Origin of the sequence: Marinibium conchae (genome assembly GCF_015595035.1) — a bacterium.
Classification (GTDB): Bacteria; Pseudomonadota; Gammaproteobacteria; order Enterobacterales; family Alteromonadaceae; genus Glaciecola.
Map to the genome: position 1 here is coordinate 854774 of NZ_JADNRN010000002.1, position 16505 is coordinate 871278.

The 16505-nt window shown below is 43.8% G+C and carries 21 protein-coding genes and 1 rRNA gene; 20 read left to right on the forward strand and 2 right to left on the reverse strand.

Annotated features, from left to right (window positions below; all coding sequences use genetic code 11):
• Nucleotides 1–38: 38 nt before the first annotated feature.
• Together rnr and rlmB are read left to right on the forward strand one after the other, a co-directional pair.
• Nucleotides 39–2456, forward strand: coding sequence for a ribonuclease R (gene rnr, locus ISG33_RS11505; protein ID WP_195733718.1), 2418 nt, complete (start codon nt 39–41; stop codon nt 2454–2456).
• 2 nt (nt 2457–2458) lie between these two features.
• A complete protein-coding gene (gene rlmB / locus ISG33_RS11510; RefSeq protein WP_195733719.1) occupies nt 2459–3199 on the forward strand; it encodes a 23S rRNA (guanosine(2251)-2'-O)-methyltransferase RlmB in 741 nt (246 codons plus the stop codon).
• A gap of 69 nt (nt 3200–3268) precedes the next feature.
• On the opposite strand, the gene ISG33_RS11515 is transcribed toward rlmB, so the two are convergent.
• Nucleotides 3269–5491 carry a sulfatase-like hydrolase/transferase gene (locus tag ISG33_RS11515; RefSeq protein WP_195733720.1) on the reverse strand — a complete coding sequence of 741 codons (2223 nt, stop codon included), beginning with the start codon at nt 5489–5491 and terminating at the stop codon, nt 3269–3271.
• Nucleotides 5492–5948: 457 nt separating this feature from the next.
• Between ISG33_RS11515 and rplN the strand changes: the two genes are divergently transcribed.
• From rplN to rplQ, 17 genes are all read left to right on the forward strand, one after another.
• Nucleotides 5949–6317, forward strand: coding sequence for a 50S ribosomal protein L14 (gene rplN, locus ISG33_RS11520; protein WP_110427993.1), 369 nt, complete (start codon nt 5949–5951; stop codon nt 6315–6317).
• Between the two features lie 12 nt (nt 6318–6329).
• Nucleotides 6330–6644 carry a 50S ribosomal protein L24 gene (gene rplX, locus ISG33_RS11525; RefSeq protein ID WP_195733721.1) on the forward strand — a complete coding sequence of 105 codons (315 nt, stop codon included), beginning with the start codon at nt 6330–6332 and terminating at the stop codon, nt 6642–6644.
• Nucleotides 6645–6659: 15 nt separating this feature from the next.
• Complete coding sequence (gene rplE / locus ISG33_RS11530; protein ID WP_195733722.1) at nt 6660–7199, forward strand: 50S ribosomal protein L5; 540 nt, start codon at nt 6660–6662, stop codon at nt 7197–7199.
• Nucleotides 7200–7210: 11 nt separating this feature from the next.
• The gene (gene rpsN, locus ISG33_RS11535) at nt 7211–7516 is read left to right on the forward strand and encodes a 30S ribosomal protein S14 (protein WP_195733723.1); all 306 of its coding nucleotides are present in this window, start codon (nt 7211–7213) and stop codon (nt 7514–7516) included.
• Between the two features lie 12 nt (nt 7517–7528).
• The gene (gene rpsH, locus ISG33_RS11540) at nt 7529–7921 is read left to right on the forward strand and encodes a 30S ribosomal protein S8 (protein ID WP_195733724.1); all 393 of its coding nucleotides are present in this window, start codon (nt 7529–7531) and stop codon (nt 7919–7921) included.
• A 12-nt stretch (nt 7922–7933) separates the two neighbouring features.
• On the forward strand, nt 7934–8467 hold the full coding sequence (gene rplF, locus ISG33_RS11545; RefSeq protein ID WP_195733725.1) for a 50S ribosomal protein L6: 534 nt from the start codon (nt 7934–7936) through the stop codon (nt 8465–8467).
• A gap of 12 nt (nt 8468–8479) precedes the next feature.
• A complete protein-coding gene (rplR, locus tag ISG33_RS11550) occupies nt 8480–8833 on the forward strand; it encodes a 50S ribosomal protein L18 (protein WP_195733726.1) in 354 nt (117 codons plus the stop codon).
• A gap of 9 nt (nt 8834–8842) precedes the next feature.
• Entirely contained in the window at nt 8843–9346 is a 504-nt protein-coding gene (gene rpsE, locus ISG33_RS11555) for a 30S ribosomal protein S5 (RefSeq protein ID WP_195733727.1), read from the forward strand.
• Nucleotides 9347–9352: 6 nt separating this feature from the next.
• Complete coding sequence (gene rpmD, locus ISG33_RS11560) at nt 9353–9535, forward strand: 50S ribosomal protein L30 (RefSeq protein ID WP_195733728.1); 183 nt, start codon at nt 9353–9355, stop codon at nt 9533–9535.
• Between the two features lie 3 nt (nt 9536–9538).
• Nucleotides 9539–9973 (forward strand): 50S ribosomal protein L15, encoded by a 435-nt coding sequence (gene rplO, locus ISG33_RS11565; protein WP_195733729.1) that lies wholly within the window; start codon nt 9539–9541, stop codon nt 9971–9973.
• 5 nt (nt 9974–9978) lie between these two features.
• Nucleotides 9979–11289 (forward strand): preprotein translocase subunit SecY, encoded by a 1311-nt coding sequence (secY, locus tag ISG33_RS11570; protein WP_195733730.1) that lies wholly within the window; start codon nt 9979–9981, stop codon nt 11287–11289.
• A gap of 31 nt (nt 11290–11320) precedes the next feature.
• Nucleotides 11321–11434: a 50S ribosomal protein L36 gene (rpmJ, locus tag ISG33_RS11575; RefSeq protein WP_075607266.1), complete on the forward strand. Its 114-nt coding sequence runs from the start codon at nt 11321–11323 to the stop codon at nt 11432–11434.
• 153 nt (nt 11435–11587) lie between these two features.
• Complete coding sequence (gene rpsM / locus ISG33_RS11580; RefSeq protein WP_195733731.1) at nt 11588–11944, forward strand: 30S ribosomal protein S13; 357 nt, start codon at nt 11588–11590, stop codon at nt 11942–11944.
• Nucleotides 11945–11956: 12 nt separating this feature from the next.
• The gene (gene rpsK / locus ISG33_RS11585; RefSeq protein WP_195733732.1) at nt 11957–12346 is read left to right on the forward strand and encodes a 30S ribosomal protein S11; all 390 of its coding nucleotides are present in this window, start codon (nt 11957–11959) and stop codon (nt 12344–12346) included.
• 24 nt (nt 12347–12370) lie between these two features.
• Nucleotides 12371–12991, forward strand: coding sequence for a 30S ribosomal protein S4 (gene rpsD, locus ISG33_RS11590; protein WP_195733733.1), 621 nt, complete (start codon nt 12371–12373; stop codon nt 12989–12991).
• A gap of 20 nt (nt 12992–13011) precedes the next feature.
• A complete protein-coding gene (locus ISG33_RS11595; protein ID WP_195733802.1) occupies nt 13012–14001 on the forward strand; it encodes a DNA-directed RNA polymerase subunit alpha in 990 nt (329 codons plus the stop codon).
• A 41-nt stretch (nt 14002–14042) separates the two neighbouring features.
• Nucleotides 14043–14444 carry a 50S ribosomal protein L17 gene (gene rplQ, locus ISG33_RS11600; protein WP_195733734.1) on the forward strand — a complete coding sequence of 134 codons (402 nt, stop codon included), beginning with the start codon at nt 14043–14045 and terminating at the stop codon, nt 14442–14444.
• Between the two features lie 245 nt (nt 14445–14689).
• On the opposite strand, the gene ISG33_RS11605 is transcribed toward rplQ, so the two are convergent.
• Entirely contained in the window at nt 14690–15463 is a 774-nt protein-coding gene (locus ISG33_RS11605) for a hypothetical protein (protein ID WP_195733735.1), read from the reverse strand.
• 447 nt (nt 15464–15910) lie between these two features.
• Between ISG33_RS11605 and ISG33_RS11610 the strand changes: the two genes are divergently transcribed.
• Nucleotides 15911–16505 (forward strand): 16S ribosomal RNA (locus ISG33_RS11610); the annotation flags it as partial.

Sequence of the window (16505 nt, forward strand, 5' to 3'; positions counted from 1 at the left end):
TGCTATACTACGAAAGAATTTAATAACGATAAGAATGAATGTCTAAAGATCCACATTTCTCCAGAGAACAAGAAAAATACGAAAATCCGGTCGCAAGCCGTGAATATATCCTAGAAACACTCTCCTCAGCTGAAACCTCACTTTCCTTCCTAGATATTTGCAAACTAGTAAATGCAGAAGACGAAGATAGCCGAATTGGCGTACAACGCCGACTTCGCGCTATGGAAAGAGAAGGGCAAGTAAAATTTACGCGAGAGAAAAAATACGAAGTCCAAAAAGCTGCGGAACTGATACGTGGGCGAGTGATCGGGCACCGAGATGGTTTTGGCTTTTTGAAGCATTCCGATACAGAAAAAGACTTGTTCATACACCAAGCACAGATGCAAACACTCATCCACGACGATATCGTTGAAGGTATACAAAGTGGAACAGATCGCAGAGGTCGCATCGAATTTCGTCCAAATCGAGTACTTGAACCACGAAAAGACCCTATTGTGGGTCGTTTTTTTATGGAACAAGGTGTGTCGATTGTTATTCCTGATGATAATCGTATTTGCCACGAAATTATCATTCCACCTGAAGCACGAAATGGTGCTCGTCAGGGCCATGTTGTGGTTGTCGAGCTTACGCAAAGACCACGCCGACAAGTGAATGGCATCGGTAAAATTACCGAAGTATTGGGTGAGCATATGGCCCCGGGTATGGAAATTGAGATGGCCTTGCGCAATTTTGATATTCCCCACAATTGGCCGAAGGCAGTCTCGAAGCAGGTTGCTAATTTGGCTGAAGAAGTGCCAGAAGCCGCCAAGCAAGGACGAGTTGATTTAAGACAGCTACCTTTAGTTACTATTGACGGTGAAGACGCAAGAGACTTCGATGACGCGGTTTATTGCCGACCAAACGATGATGGTAGTTTCCAACTTTGGGTAGCAATAGCAGACGTCAGCTCCTACGTAAAAATAGGTACAGCATTGGATGCTGAAGCTCAGAACAGGGCAACTTCAGTGTACTTCCCGGAAAAAGTGATTCCCATGCTTCCAGAAGTATTATCGAACGGACTATGCTCCTTAAACCCCGACGTTGACCGTTTGTGCATGGTATGCGAAATGACCATTTCGGCTCATGGCAAGCTACAAGAATTCGAATTTTATGAAGCACTGATGCGCTCACATGCGCGACTCACCTACAATAAGGTTTGGGGCATACTGAAGGGCGACGAAACCCTCAATGAAAGATATAAAGAACATGTTTCCTATCTCAAGGATTTACATACGCTTTATAAGGCACTAAAAAGTGCTAGACAAAGCCGTGGTGCAATTGAATTTGAGACAATAGAAAGTAAGTTTGTTTTCAATGCCGAGCGCAAAATCTCGCACATTATTGCTATAGAGCGTAATGAAGCACATATGCTAATTGAAGAATGCATGATTATGGCGAATGTGTGTGCCGCAGAATTTATTGAGAAGAATAAAGCAGAGGCACTATTTCGAATTCACGACAAACCTGATGAAGATAAGTTAACGACTTTTAAAAGTTATTTGGCTGAAGTAGGCATTCCATTCACGGTTAACGAAGTGCCAACGCCAGCCGACTTTACATCGGTGATGAAAAAAATTCAGCACCGACCCGATAAAGAGCTTATTCAAACCATGTTATTGCGTTCGATGAAACAAGCGGTTTATGCGCCTGATAATGTAGGTCACTTTGGGCTAGCCCTTGAAGCTTATGCACACTTTACGTCTCCAATACGCCGGTATCCCGACTTGGTTGTACATCGGGCGATCAAAGCGATAGTTGATGCGCAAAAAGGCCGTAAATCTAAAACCGGTGGTAAGTCGTACTCCATCGATGAAGTAGAGCAACTTGGCGAACAATGCTCAATGGCCGAACGCAGAGCGGACGATGCAACACGAGACGTATCGGATTGGCTCAAATGTGAGTTCATGCAAGATCACGTTGGCGACGTGTTCGACGGTGTTGTCGCCTCAGTAACTAACTTCGGTTTGTTTGTTCGAATTACCGAATTCCAAATCGACGGCCTTGTGCATATCACCGCACTTCCAAGTGATTATTATCACTTTGATGAGCAAAAACAGTGCTTAGTCGGAGAAAGCGCAGGCTTGGTATATCATCTTGGCGACCAAGTTAAGATTAAAGTTGCTGGCGTTAATTTAGATGATAGAAAAATCGATCTTCTTATCGAGGGCACAACGAAGGTTCGTGGAAAGCTCAAAAAGCCTCGTAAACGCAGCGAAAAGTCAGCAAAGAAGAGCGCTGGAGCGAAGAGTAAAAAAACGGCGAAGGCAAAAGACACTGGAAAGGCTACCCCCGAGACCAAAGCGCCGAGTAAAACACCACCGAAGAATAAAGGTAAAGCGAAGCCGAGTGCTGGCCGCAAAAGAAACGGCCCCAAGAGCAAGGGCACCAAAGTATCTAAGAACAAACAACGGAGATAGGCATGGCTCAGCAAGAACACATTTACGGTCTGCACGCAATGACCGCGATAATTGATCGAGAGCCTGAGCGTGTGATTGAGTTGTTTGTGCTTAAGGGACGCGATGACGAGCGCCTCACTCATATTATTAATCAAGCTCGTAAACACGGGATCAGCATACAATTTTGCCAACGTAAAACTCTTGATGATAAAGCTAAAGGCGAACAACATCAGGGCGTTTTTGCTCGTGCAAAACCAGGTAAGATACTCGACGAAAGCGACCTTGATAGCATTCTTGAAAAGCAATCAACTCCCTTTTTGTTATTGTTAGATGGCGTTACTGACCCGCATAACTTAGGGGCTTGTTTGCGCACGGCGGATGCCGCGGGTGTGCATGCTGTGATTGTACCAAAAGATAAAAGTGCAGCCTTATCACCCACAGTCAGAAAAGTTGCGTGTGGCGCTGCCGAGGTAATACCACTCATTCAGGTAACGAATTTGTCTCGCACCATGAAAACCTTGCAAGAAGCCGGTGTTTGGATAGTTGGTACCGCCGGTGAAGCTGATCAGTCTATCTACGATTGTAAGCTAACTGGCCCGACCGCTTTGGTCATGGGGGCAGAAGGTAAAGGTATGCGTAGGCTAACGCGCGAAAATTGTGATGACTTAATAAAGCTTCCCATGGCCGGCTCGGTCTCGAGCCTCAACGTGTCGGTAGCCACAGGTATCTGTTTATACGAAATTCTGCGTCAAAACCAAGCTTAAAGTACGTAAATTGGTCACAGCTATTAGTATGATGTAAAGCCAAGCCAAGCTTGGCTCCTAATTCATAACTTATTTTCTAAAGCTATCGTTTATTGTTCCTGAAAAACAACCCAGTACATAGGGGAAGGTGTCGGTAAGATAGTAAGCATACTTTCCATCACGGGTCATGCCGTTGCATTCATCCAAGTCACCTAAGTTTGCATCAAACTCGTAATCATCTCTGAAGCTTCCATCATAATTGCCACCAGGCTGCCCATCCCCGCTGGGTCTTTCCCCGACTTTTAATGCGTAACTACTTTGCGCTTTCCTAATAACTCCTTCACTACTCATAAAGTAGGGCCCATAAATTGGAAAACCGTCAGCAGCGAAACCAATCACGGGGGAAACTTCACTATTGTTATCAACAAAAAGAGCCATTGGGGAACCATGATAATGGTAGGTGCCATCTGGCTGAGCATGGGCATGATGAGAATCGACTCTAAAGCCATTTGCTGAATGCATGGGATCGTAGCGCCATGGTTGCGACATATCATTGCAACCAACTTTACCATTACCCACACCAAAGCAAGCTGCAGCAATAATATCTACCTTCACACCATTGAGAAGTATTGCGTTATCAATGCTCAAGCTCAAAGCAGTTTTGTTTGCGGCGAGAGTTGGTGAACGGGTGATTCTAAATATATCGTTTTGTTCAGATACTGGATTCGGAAAGCTTTCAGAACCATCATTGAAATTATGATTTGGTATAGCGTTGGTTTCGAAAAAGCACTCAGTGTCGCTAATGCTAATGCTTAGTGCACCAGAAAAGTCTAGATTCCTGCCGATGTCGCTTGCTGTAGAACGATAAGTTGATAGGTAGTCAGCGCAATCGCCACTGGTATTAGAGAGCACCGCATTAGTAATATCGATGCTGGTAACGTCTTGACTAGGTATTATGCTTTCGAGAAATACTCGGTGTGCAAGCAACTCCTCTTGGACAAGAGTGTTATCGCTTTGCAGTATGTTTTGCTCTTCTTTGTTATCGTCTCGCAACGAATAAAATTCCTCTTCGCCATTAGCAAATCGTATCAGTTTGTAATCATTGGATCGCACCGCTGCGCCGGTCACTTGAGCTGATTCAAACTCGGTAAAGATGAAAGGAGCAAGTGTGACTGCGCTATTTGATAGTAACTCATAAAAGCTATTGCTATCGTTGATTCTCGTATGAGTCACGCCCGCTGCTTGGGCGATTGTCGCAAAAAGATCTGTAATTACTACTGGTTGTGCTTCTCGCTCTCCGACCCGACTCACACCGGCGCCACTAACGACTAAGGGAACCGCTAAACTTCCTTCATATAATGTCCCCTTTGCATGGTCAGCTAAATAGGCTTCGGTATCAACCACTCTCTGTGGTGTGCCGTTGTCGCCGATGAATATAATTAAGGTATTCTCTTGATCTTCGATGCTTAAAGACTCGATGAGCCTACCAATCTCGCTGTCCATTGCTTCTATCGCAGCCAAATAATATTTTCTAGGGTTCTGGCTGATATCATCGGCACTACCGCTCAAATTTTGGCTGTGAAGGGCTTCTGGTGGGAGATGAAAAGGGCTGTGAGGGGCTGAATAAGCAAGCCAAGCAAACCAAGGAGTACTCTGTTGTGATATCCAATCAATAGCTAGGTCGGTTACTTTGCTCGTATGATATTCATTACTGACTGTCGTGTTTCCATTGATGGTAAGTTCCCAGTTATAGTAGTCATCCATATTAAATAAATTACCAGCGTAATACTCGATTCCAACACTTTCAGGGTGACTTGGCTCATCACTTCCTCCTGCCAAATGCCACTTTCCAAAAACGGCGGATTGATACTCTTCGCTTTCAGTGTGCTGCTTGAGCAATTGCGGCAAGGTTTGATGTTCAGTTGCAAGCACGGCTGGTACGTAGCTTACCCCTGAATTATGTGGATAAAGCCCGGTTAATAAGCTCGCTCTGCTAGTAGTACATGCGGGTGTCGCCCACGCATTTTCGAACACCAATCCGTTACTTGCCAGCGCATTGATGTGTGGCGTTATCGGAGTGTCATTACTCAAATCATACTGTGATGAAGCGTCCAAGCCTTGGTCATCCGAGATAATCAATAGAATATTCTTGGGTATCGAACTGATAGGCTCTTCTTGCGAGGGGGGCGTATCAATAAGCTCAGTACTTCCATTATTGGCAGGCGAGCTGCCCCCACCACAAGCTTGTAAGAAAAATATCGCGAGTGCCGCGACTGCCAATGTTCTAAATAATAGTGAGAGGGTGAATTGCATCGATATTCCTAGCTATTGGTTCGTAACACACACTAACTAGAATTGTCACTAAGCCAAAGCATCTTTACCGGTACTTTACACTTCCTTGCAAATCATGACGATGAAGCGCGAAACTCTTGAGCTATTTAATGTGGTTAGGTGAATACGATGGGAAATACACCTAACAACATTGGCTAATTTGGATTGAATAGAGAGTCGTGATTGTATTTTCATGCATCGTCTCCATATATCTAGTCACAGGGAGAATCGAAACAAAATTGGATTCCTTCACGAAGCGAGCAGCTAAAGCCCTCGAAGTTAAAATTAAACTATCGTTCGTGCTTATTTTCTGTTATAGTTTCGCGCCCTTTTTGTGGGGGTGTGGTCTATTTTTTCTAAAATTTCTTTTGAAATCAATGGCGAAATAGCAGCTTAGGGGCTCATATGAGTCATAATATTTAACAGCGGAGCACTAAACATGATCCAAATGCAAACTAACCTGGATGTTGCCGATAACTCGGGAGCTCGCAGGGTTCAGTGTATTAAGGTTCTTGGTGGCTCGCATCGCCGTTATGCACATATCGGTGACGTCATTAAAGTTACTGTGAAGGAAGCAATTCCTCGCGGTAAAGTTAAAAAAGGTGACGTTCTGAATGCAGTGGTGGTGCGTACTAGAAAAGGCGTTCGTCGCGCAGATGGTTCAACCATTCGTTTCGACAACAACGCAGCTGTTTTGCTTAATGCAAACAAGCAACCAATTGGTACGCGTATTTTTGGCCCGGTCACAAGAGAACTTCGTGGAGATTCATTCATGAAGATCATCTCATTGGCCCCAGAAGTACTTTAAGGAGTCACGATAATGGCTAGAAAAATTCGTCGTGATGATGAAGTAGTCGTATTAGCGGGTAAAGACAAAGGAAAACAAGGCAAAGTCTTGAAAGTTCTTGCGTCTGACGACCGTTTAGTAGTTGAAGGTGTGAACATCATCAAGAAACACCAGAAAGCCAATCCTCAGATTGAGCAGCCTGGCGGTATCATTGAGAAAGAAGCAACCATTCATGTGTCTAATGTCGCGTTAGTTAACCCTGCAACGGGTAAAGCTGATCGCGTTGGTTTCCGTGTTGAAGATGAGAAGAAAGTTCGTTTCTTTAAGTCTAACGGCGACTTAGTATAATTAGTGGAGAGTACGATGGCGAAACTGCATGATTTCTATAAAGAAACAGTAGTAGCTGAACTTGCTAAGCAGTTCGGATACAAAAGCGTTATGCAAGTCCCTCGGATCGAAAAAATCACTCTAAACATGGGTTTAGGTGAAGCAGTAGCAGACAAAAAAGTTCTTGAAGCAGCGCAAGCTGATATGGCAGCGATTGCCGGTCAAAAACCAATTGTCACTGTTGCTAGAAAATCTGTAGCGGGTTTCAAAATCCGTGAAGGTTATCCGATTGGCTGTAAAGTAACCCTACGTGGCGAACGTATGTGGGAATTCCTTGAGAGATTAATTTCAATCACTATTCCTCGTATCCGTGACTTCCGTGGTCTTAACCCGAAATCTTTCGATGGTCGAGGCAACTACAGCATGGGTGTTCGTGAACAAATCATCTTCCCTGAAATCGATTTCGATAAAGTGGATAAAGTACGCGGTATGGATATTACTATCACTACCAGTGCAGATACTAACGACGAAGCACACGCTCTTTTAAGCGCGTTCAGCTTCCCGTTTAGAAAATAAGGTGTAGGGTTATGGCAAAAGAATCAATGAAGGCACGCGAAGCAAAACGTGCCAAGCTGGTAAAACAGTATTCAGCGAAACGATTAGCGCTTAAAGCGATAATCAGTGACGTTAACGCTTCTGAAGAAGAGCGTTGGGATGCTGTTCTTAAGCTGCAAAAACTGCCACGTGATTCGTCACCGTCGCGTCAACATAATCGTTGTCGCATTACGGGTCGTCCACATGGTTTCCTTCGCAAATTTGGTCTTTCTCGTATTAAGCTTCGTGAAGCTGCAATGCGTGGTGAAGTCCCTGGCCTTAAAAAAGCCAGCTGGTAAGGAGAGCAGACTATGAGCATGCAAGATCCAATCGCAGATATGTTTACCCGATTACGTAACGGCCAATTGGCTTCAAAAGTTTCGGTTTCTATGCCTTCGTCTAAAGTACGTGTTGCAATCGCAAAAGTACTTGAAGCAGAAGGGTATGTAGAAGGTTTCTCAGTAACTGAAGGTGTAAAGCCTACTTTAGAAGTTACTTTGAAATATTTCGAAGGTAAAAAAGTAATTGATACAATCGAACGAGTTAGCCGTCCTGGTTTACGCATCTACAAGAAAAAAGATGAGTTGCCAAAAGTGATGGGCGGACTCGGGATTGCTATCGTGTCTACCTCAAAAGGTGTGATGACTGACCGTGCAGCGCGTAAAGCTGGCATGGGTGGTGAGATCATCGGTTATGTAGCGTAACAGGGGAATAATATGTCACGTATAGCAAAAGCACCTGTCGACATCAAATCTGGCGTTGAAATTAAAATCGCCGGCCAAGAAGTCACAGTAAAAGGTAGTAAAGGTACATTAACTCGTATATTTAATGATGCTGTTGAAATTGTACAAGAAGAGAGTCAGTTAAAAGCACTTCCTCGTGAAGGTTTCGCTAATAATTGGGCTCAAGCTGGTACGGCTCGCGCATTGTTAGATCAAATGGTAGTTGGTGTTACTGATGGTTTTGAAAAGAAACTTCAACTTAATGGTGTTGGTTACCGTGCTCAGGCACAAGGTAGCAAACTAAACCTTACGTTGGGCTTTTCTCACCCTGTCGTCTACGAAATGCCACAAGGCATCAGCGTAGAAACCCCTACACAAACTGAAATCGTTGTTAAAGGCACCGATAAGCAGGTTGTAGGTCAGGTTGCAGCGAATATCCGCGCATACCGTCCACCAGAGCCTTATAAGGGTAAGGGTGTTCGTTACGCAGATGAAACTGTGCGTCGTAAAGAAGCTAAGAAAAAGTAGGTAGGTAATACGATGGATAAGAAATCAGCTCGCTTACGTCGCGCAACTCGCGCCCGTAAGAAAATCAGTGAGTTAGGTGCACATCGCTTGGTTATTAACCGTACACCTCGCCACATCTATGCTCAGTTAATCGCTCCAAGTGGTTCTGAAGTATTGGCAGCAGCTTCTACTGTAGAAAAAGACCTTAAAGGTTCTTTGAAAGCTACAGGCAACGCAGAGGCAGCAGCGGCAGTAGGTAAAGCGATCGCAGAACGTGCTATCGATAAAGGCATTAAGCAAGTTGCCTTCGATAGAAGTGGATTTAAATATCATGGTCGTGTGAAAGCACTGGCTGAGGCCGCTCGTGAAGCCGGCCTTCAGTTCTAGGAGTTTAAAATGGCTAAAGTAGAAGTTCAACAACAGGGTGACTTGTTAGAAAAGTTAATCGCTGTAAATCGCGTATCAAAAGTTGTTAAAGGTGGTCGCATCTTTAGTTTCACAGCTTTGACAGTGGTTGGCGATGGCAATGGCCGCGTTGGTTTTGGTTACGGTAAGGCACGTGAAGTACCTGCTGCGATTCAAAAAGCAATGGAAAAGGCTCGCCGTAACTTAGTTGACGTTGATTTAAACGGCAACACCTTACAGCATCCTATTAAAGGTCGTCATTCAGGCTCTAAAGTTTACATGCAACCAGCATCAGAAGGTACTGGTATCATTGCCGGTGGTGCAATGCGTGCAGTACTTGAAGTAGCTGGTGTTCAGAACGTACTTTCAAAATGCTACGGTTCTACAAACCCAATTAACGTTGTTCGTGCAACAATCAATGCTTTGGTAGAGATGAACTCTCCAGAGAAGGTTGCTGCGAAACGTGGTTTGTCAGTCAAAGATATTTTGGGGTAATCGAACATGTCTAAGATGATTAAAGTAAAGCAAACTAAAAGCTCAATCGGGCGTCTTCCTAAGCACAAAGCAACACTTGTTGGCTTAGGTTTACGTAAAATCGGACAAGTACGTGAGTTGGAAGATACTCCGTCAGTTCGTGGCATGATCAACCGTGTACATTACATGGTTGAGATAGTTGAGGAGTAAGACATGAGACTTAACACTCTAGCTCCTGCCGAAGGAGCAAAACATTCAGGTAAGCGCGTAGGTCGCGGTATCGGTTCTGGCTTAGGCAAAACTGGTGGTCGTGGTCACAAAGGTCAAAAGTCTCGTTCAGGCGGGTCTGTTAAGCCAGGTTTTGAAGGTGGTCAAATGCCAATTCAACGCCGCTTACCGAAATTCGGTTTTACGTCACGTAAGTCGTTCGTATCTGATCAAGTGACACTTAGTGAAATTGCTAAAGTAGAAGGCGATATCGTTTCTTTAGAAACTTTGAAAGCAGCTGGTCTCATCAAGAAAGAGATCCTGTTTGTAAAAGTGATGAAGAGTGGCGAAATCAACCGTCCTGTTACTTTAAGTGGTATCAAAGTGTCTGCAGGTGCGCTTGAAGCGATTAACGCGGCTGGCGGTAAAGTAGAGGAATAAGCTAAATGGCAAAACCAGGACTAAATCCAGGAGCGGGTGGCGGACTAAGTGAACTTAAGTCGCGCTTGTTGTTCGTTCTTGGAGCTATTATCGTGTTTAGGCTGGGTTCGTATGTGCCTATCCCTGGTATCGATGGCAACGTGTTAGCTCAATTGTTTGAGCAACAGAAAGGCACCATTGTAGAGATGATGAATATGTTCTCTGGTGGTGCTCTTGAGAGAGCCTCAGTACTAGCATTAGGGATAATGCCTTACATTACAGCTTCAATTATTGTGCAGTTGCTATCGCATATGTACCCTCCATTGATGGAGCTTAAAAAAGAAGGTGAAGCGGGTAAACGCAAAATTAGTCAATATACTAGGTATCTCACTTTAGTATTAGCAATTTTCCAATCCGTTGGTATTGCTACTGGTTTGCCAAACTTGGTACAAGGTTTAGTTATCAACCCAGGTATCGGTTTCTATTTTACAGCTATCGTGAGTTTGGTTACTGGCACCATGTTTTTAATGTGGTTAGGTGAGCAAATAACTGAGCGCGGTATTGGCAACGGTATTTCTATACTAATATTTGCTGGTATCGTTGCTGGGTTGCCAACAGCAATCGGTCAAACCGCTGAGCAAGCAAGACTGGGTGAAATTAACATGTTGTTCTTGCTCGTTATCGGTGCGATCATAGTAGCACTTACCTATCTTGTCGTTTTTGTTGAAAGAGCGCAACGCAGAATCGTTGTGAACTACGCAAAACGTCAACAAGGAAGGAAAGTATTTGCTGCGCAAAGTTCACATCTACCTCTCAAGGTAAATATGGCCGGTGTTATTCCACCAATCTTTGCATCTAGTATTATACTTTTCCCAAGCACATTAGCGGGTATGGTTGGACAGAATGAGTCATTCTCATTCTTAACAGACATTTCACTCGCGTTGTCGCCTGGTAATCCTTTGTATGTAATGTTATATGCTGCAACGATTATTTTCTTCTGCTTCTTTTATACAGCATTAGTTTTTAATCCTCGCGAAACAGCTGATAATTTAAAGAAATCTGGTGCTTTTGTTCCTGGTATTCGTCCAGGCGAGCAAACCTCTCGGTATATCGATAAGGTGATGACTCGTTTAACTCTAGCCGGTGCTCTCTATATTACCTTTGTTTGTTTGGTGCCTGAGTTCTTGCTACTGTGGTTTAACGTTCCGTTTTACTTCGGTGGTACATCACTACTCATTATATGTGTTGTGGTAATGGACTTTATGGCGCAGGTGCAAACCCATTTGATGTCTCATCAATATGGGGATGTTCTTAAGAAAGCTAATCTTAAGGGTTAAATCTTAAGTTAGCCAATTACGGAGTGATGTAATGAAAGTTCGTGCATCCGTTAAAAAGATTTGCCGTAACTGCAAGATCATTAAACGTAACGGCGTTGTTAGAGTGATCTGTGTAGAGCCTAAGCATAAGCAAAGGCAAGGTTAATCAACTCTTATTTATAAGAGATAAACTTGGTTTTTAATATCGGGTGCTGTACTAGCACCCGAGCTCTAAAACCTTTATTTGCAATTTAGTTGCTGGGTAAGTATCCTATCGGGCTTTTTAGGCTAGCAACAATAATTAAGAGGAGTGCTGTTAATGGCCCGTATCGCTGGCATTAACATTCCTGATCACAAACATGCCGTAATCGCTATCCAAGCGATCTTCGGTATCGGCGCAACGAGAGCGAAAGTAATCTGCGCAGGTGCTGGTGTATCAGAATCAACCAAGATCAAAGATCTTGATGAAGCGACTATTGATAAACTTCGTGATGAAGTTGCTAAATTTACAGTTGAGGGTGACCTTCGCCGTGAAGTATCAATGAGTATTAAACGTTTGATGGACCTAGGTTGCTTCCGTGGTATTCGCCACCGTCGTAGCTTACCTCTACGTGGTCAGCGCACTAAAACTAATGCGCGCACCCGTAAAGGTCCTCGTAAACCTATTAAAAAGTAAGCGAGGGTTACAATGGCTAAAGCACCTACTCGCGCTAGAAAGCGCGTAAAACGTCAAGTTGCTGATGGTATGGCTCATATCCATGCCTCTTTCAACAACACAATTGTGACAATCACTGACCGTCAGGGTAACGCTCTATCTTGGGCTACTTCTGGTGGGTCTGGTTTCCGTGGTTCACGTAAATCTACTCCTTTTGCTGCACAGGTTGCTGCTGAAAGAGCTGGAATTGCTGCACAGGAATACGGCTTGAAGAACATCGAAGTGTTCGTTAAAGGCCCAGGTCCAGGTCGTGAATCTGCAATCCGTGCGTTAAACGCAACGGGTTATAAGATCACAAATATTACCGATGTGACACCTATACCTCACAACGGTTGTCGTCCACCGAAAAAGCGTCGCGTTTAATCGACGGACAGTTGGAGAAAGATCATGGCTAGATATTTGGGTCCAAAACTCAAACTAAGTCGTCGTGAAGGAACAGACCTGTTTCTTAAAAGCGGCGTAAGAGCAATTGAAAGCAAGTGTAAAATTGACACTGCACCTGGTCAGCATGGCGCCCGTCGCGGTCGTTTGTCTGATTACGGCGTTCAATTGCGTGAAAAGCAAAAAGTACGTCGTATGTATGGCGTGTTAGAAAAGCAATTTAGAAACTACTACAAAGAAGCTGCTCGCCTTAAGGGTAATACAGGTGAAAACTTGTTGCAGCTTTTAGAACAGCGTCTTGATAACGTTGTATACCGTATGGGTTTCGCAAGCACTCGTGCTGAAGCTCGTCAACTAGTTAGCCATAAAGCTATCGTAGTTAACGGTAAAGTAGTGAACATTCCATCGTTCAACGTAAAAGCTGAAAACGTGGTTGCTGTTCGTGAAAAAGCGAAAAAACAGGCTCGTATTGTTTCTGCTCTAGAACTAGCAGATCAACGCGAGAAACCAACATGGTTGGAAGTTGACAACACGAAAATGGAAGGTGTTTTTAAACGCGTTCCTGAAAGAACGGATTTGTCTGCGGACATTAACGAACAGTTGATTGTCGAACTTTACTCTAAGTAAAGATTAACTAAAGAGGATACATTGTGGGTTCAGTGACCGAATTCCTAAAGCCAAGATTAGTTGAAATTGAAAATGTTTCACCTACTCGTGCAAAAGTAACACTTGAGCCTTTAGAGCGAGGCTTCGGCCATACTCTGGGTAATGCATTACGCCGTATCTTGCTTTCGTCTATGCCTGGTTGTGCAGTGACTGAAGTTGAGATCGATGGAGTATTACACGAGTACAGCACTAAAGAAGGTGTTCAAGAAGACGTAATCGAAGTTTTGCTTAACCTAAAAGGACTAGCAGTTCGTCTTGAAGGTAAGACCGAAGCAACGCTAACATTAGTTAAGTCTGGTGCTGGCCCTGTTGTTGCCGGTGATATCCAGCACGATGGTGACGTTGAGATCGTAAATCCAGAGCATGTTATCTGTACCTTAACTGGCGAAGCTGAATTAAGCATGCGTATTAAGGTTGAGATGGGCCGAGGTTATGTTCCAGCTTCAACTCGTCGTTCCTCTGAAGATGATGATCGTCCAATTGGTCGTTTATTAGTAGATGCTTCATACAGCCCAGTAGAGCGTATTGCTTATTCTGTTGAGTCTGCTCGCGTTGAACAACGCACAGACCTTGATAAGCTTATTATCGATATGGAAACTAACGGAACATTAGATCCGGAAGAAGCCATTCGTCGTTCTGCCACAATCTTAGCTGAGCAACTTGATGCCTTCGTTGAATTACGTGACATCTCTGAGCCAGTTGAGAAAGAGGAGAAGCCTGAATTTGATCCAATTCTTCTTCGTCCAGTGGACGATTTAGAGTTAACGGTTCGTTCGGCTAACTGTTTGAAAGCGGAAGCTATCCAATATATTGGTGACCTGGTACAGCGTACTGAAGTTGAACTTCTTAAAACGCCTAACTTAGGTAAGAAGTCGCTTACAGAAATTAAAGATGTACTTGCTTCTCGTGGGCTTTCTCTAGGCATGCGCCTAGAAAACTGGCCACCAGAATCAATCGCTGAAAAAGATTAATCAGGTTTTAGATAAACTGATTTGTAAAGAAGGATATAGCTATGCGCCATCGTAAGAGTGGTAGACAGTTAAATCGTAACAGCAGCCACAGACAAGCAATGTTTAAAAACATGGCTAGTTCATTGGTAAAACACGAAGTTATTAAGACTACGTTGCCGAAAGCGAAAGAACTGCGTCGAGTAATAGAGCCGCTAATCACACTAGCTAAGCAAGACAGCGTTGCAAATCGCCGTTTAGCAATGGCTAGAACCGGTGATAAAGAAGTGGTAGGTAAATTGTTTAACGAACTTGGTCCGCGTTATGACGCACGTCCAGGTGGTTACAGTCGTATTTTGAAGTGTGGTTTCCGTTCTGGTGACAACGCTCCAATGGCTTTCGTTGAATTGGTTGACCGCCCTGTTGTTGAAGCTGATGAAGAAGTAGTGGAAGCAGTAGAAGAATAAGAGTTTAATATAGACTCGTATTAAAAAGCCCAGCATTGCTGGGCTTTTTATTTTGTAGAATATAGCAATAAAAAGTGATTTTATTAATACAAGGTCATAGTAAATATAAAGCGTTATACACCAATGACTATATTGTTTTTGTCACTTGCCGGTTGCGTTAGCATCAAGAGCCCGGACAATTTAATGGTGTAAAAAGCATAATCTACGCAGCTTACTTCGAGCCCTAACCCATAGTGGCTAGACCACTAATTATAATACATGTCTATATATACTTGTGCTTGCGCGGCTGTTAAACCACCGCGCTCCGCGCTATCACCTATTAGGTTTTGTTCAATACCGCGTTGTTCAGCTAATTCAACTAGTCTCTCTAATGCTTCTGGGTGTTTCGCCAGTTGCTCTACTGAAATAATGATCATTGATTCTGATTCGGTAGAATCTTCGGGAAAGAGTGCTAGTAAAGCATCGACTACATATTTTCCCACCAAAGGAACTTCTTGAATCGTAGTTACTAATACATCCATCGTTTTATTTGGGTAAGACCTAGCAAGTGTTTTAGCGATTTGATCTGCCGAATCGGGCTCCATATTAACCGCCGTTCGTACTATTTCATTAAACTCTTCCGGTGAAAACTTACATGCAGCTTGTGTTGCATACTCTGCATAGCTTGGCTCAGCGTTAATCGCAAGAGTCACTAATTCCGTAGCTGGTGCAACTTTTCTTTCTAATGCTAATTCTATTATGTCGTCAACATAAGATGGTTGAGATGAAACTGCAGCTGATACTATTTCTCGATATTTTTCTGGATAGGTATCTAATGCAATTCTCACTAATTCCGGTGTATTTTCAGGGTAACGCGCTAATACAGTTCTGATGGCTCTGCCTACAGAGTTGCTGCTCTTCACCTGTTGTTTTAAGAACTGACTTGATTGGGTAAACGATTCCTCAGCTTCGTTTTGTTGCGAAAGAGCAACAGGGCTCATTGCTAACATTGTACTCACTGCAAATATTACTACTTTCATCGCTTAATTCCTCTATTCTTCTGCTCATAACCGAGGTCAGAAGTTGTAACTGGATTGTTAAGGTACGCTTATGTTTAAAAACTTGCAACTATTATGCGTATTGTACTTGACCTATCCGTATAAATGTCTACAATGCGCGTCGCTTTCGAGGATTAGTTTCTAAGAGTTAAGACCAACTATACGCCTTCGGGTTCAATATAATGGGTTGTCTGTAAAGACTAGTAATTTTTAGAGGCAGAAATTTTTAAATAATTACTCATAAAAAAGCTTGACAATAAATCGGATGTAGGTAGTATACGCATCCCGCTTGAGACGGCACGAAACGTGACTTTCAAGCCGCTGGTGAAATAGAAAGAAGCCAGCACGTTCTTTAACAATATAAAACAAGACAATCTGTGTGGGCACTCATTAAGAGTGTCGACAACAAAAAACGATTTACAAAAAATTTAATTGAAGAGTTTGATCATGGCTCAGATTGAACGCTGGCGGCAGGCCTAACACATGCAAGTCGAACGGAAACATGTCTAGCTTGCTAGATGATGTCGAGTGGCGGACGGGTGAGTAATGCCTGGGAATTTGCCTTTGCGAGGGGGATAACTATTGGAAACGATAGCTAATACCGCATAATGCCTACGGGCCAAAGGGGGGACTTGTTCCTCCCGCGCAAAGAGAAGCCCAGGTGAGATTAGCTAGTTGGTGAGGTAAAGGCTCACCAAGGCGACGATCTCTAGCTGTTCTGAGAGGAAGATCAGCCACACTGGAACTGAGACACGGTCCAGACTCCTACGGGAGGCAGCAGTGGGGAATATTGCACAATGGGGGAAACCCTGATGCAGCCATGCCGCGTGTGTGAAGAAGGCCTTCGGGTTGTAAAGCACTTTCAGTTGTGAGGAAAGGTTGTTGGTTAATACCCAACAGCTGTGACGTTAGCAACAGAAGAAGCACCGGCTAACTCCGTGCCAGCAGCCGCGGTAATACGGAGGGTGCAAGCGTTAATCGGAATTACTGGGCGTAAAGCGCACGCAGGCGGTTTGTTAAGCTA

Coding starts and splice junctions, on each gene's coding strand:
- rplO (WP_195733729.1), top strand. CDS start 9,539: ATGAGACTTAACACTCTAGCTCCTGCCGAAGGAGCAAAACATTCAGGT.
- rplQ (WP_195733734.1), top strand. CDS start 14,043: ATGCGCCATCGTAAGAGTGGTAGACAGTTAAATCGTAACAGCAGCCAC.
- rpmJ (WP_075607266.1), top strand. CDS start 11,321: ATGAAAGTTCGTGCATCCGTTAAAAAGATTTGCCGTAACTGCAAGATC.
- rplX (WP_195733721.1), top strand. CDS start 6,330: ATGGCTAGAAAAATTCGTCGTGATGATGAAGTAGTCGTATTAGCGGGT.
- rnr (WP_195733718.1), top strand. CDS start 39: ATGTCTAAAGATCCACATTTCTCCAGAGAACAAGAAAAATACGAAAAT.
- ISG33_RS11605 (WP_195733735.1), bottom strand. CDS start 15,463: ATGAAAGTAGTAATATTTGCAGTGAGTACAATGTTAGCAATGAGCCCT.
- rpsD (WP_195733733.1), top strand. CDS start 12,371: ATGGCTAGATATTTGGGTCCAAAACTCAAACTAAGTCGTCGTGAAGGA.
- rpsN (WP_195733723.1), top strand. CDS start 7,211: ATGGCAAAAGAATCAATGAAGGCACGCGAAGCAAAACGTGCCAAGCTG.
- rpsH (WP_195733724.1), top strand. CDS start 7,529: ATGAGCATGCAAGATCCAATCGCAGATATGTTTACCCGATTACGTAAC.
- rpmD (WP_195733728.1), top strand. CDS start 9,353: ATGTCTAAGATGATTAAAGTAAAGCAAACTAAAAGCTCAATCGGGCGT.
- rplE (WP_195733722.1), top strand. CDS start 6,660: ATGGCGAAACTGCATGATTTCTATAAAGAAACAGTAGTAGCTGAACTT.
- secY (WP_195733730.1), top strand. CDS start 9,979: ATGGCAAAACCAGGACTAAATCCAGGAGCGGGTGGCGGACTAAGTGAA.
- ISG33_RS11515 (WP_195733720.1), bottom strand. CDS start 5,491: ATGCAATTCACCCTCTCACTATTATTTAGAACATTGGCAGTCGCGGCA.
- rlmB (WP_195733719.1), top strand. CDS start 2,459: ATGGCTCAGCAAGAACACATTTACGGTCTGCACGCAATGACCGCGATA.
- rpsM (WP_195733731.1), top strand. CDS start 11,588: ATGGCCCGTATCGCTGGCATTAACATTCCTGATCACAAACATGCCGTA.
- rpsE (WP_195733727.1), top strand. CDS start 8,843: ATGGCTAAAGTAGAAGTTCAACAACAGGGTGACTTGTTAGAAAAGTTA.
- rplF (WP_195733725.1), top strand. CDS start 7,934: ATGTCACGTATAGCAAAAGCACCTGTCGACATCAAATCTGGCGTTGAA.
- rpsK (WP_195733732.1), top strand. CDS start 11,957: ATGGCTAAAGCACCTACTCGCGCTAGAAAGCGCGTAAAACGTCAAGTT.
- rplN (WP_110427993.1), top strand. CDS start 5,949: ATGATCCAAATGCAAACTAACCTGGATGTTGCCGATAACTCGGGAGCT.
- rplR (WP_195733726.1), top strand. CDS start 8,480: ATGGATAAGAAATCAGCTCGCTTACGTCGCGCAACTCGCGCCCGTAAG.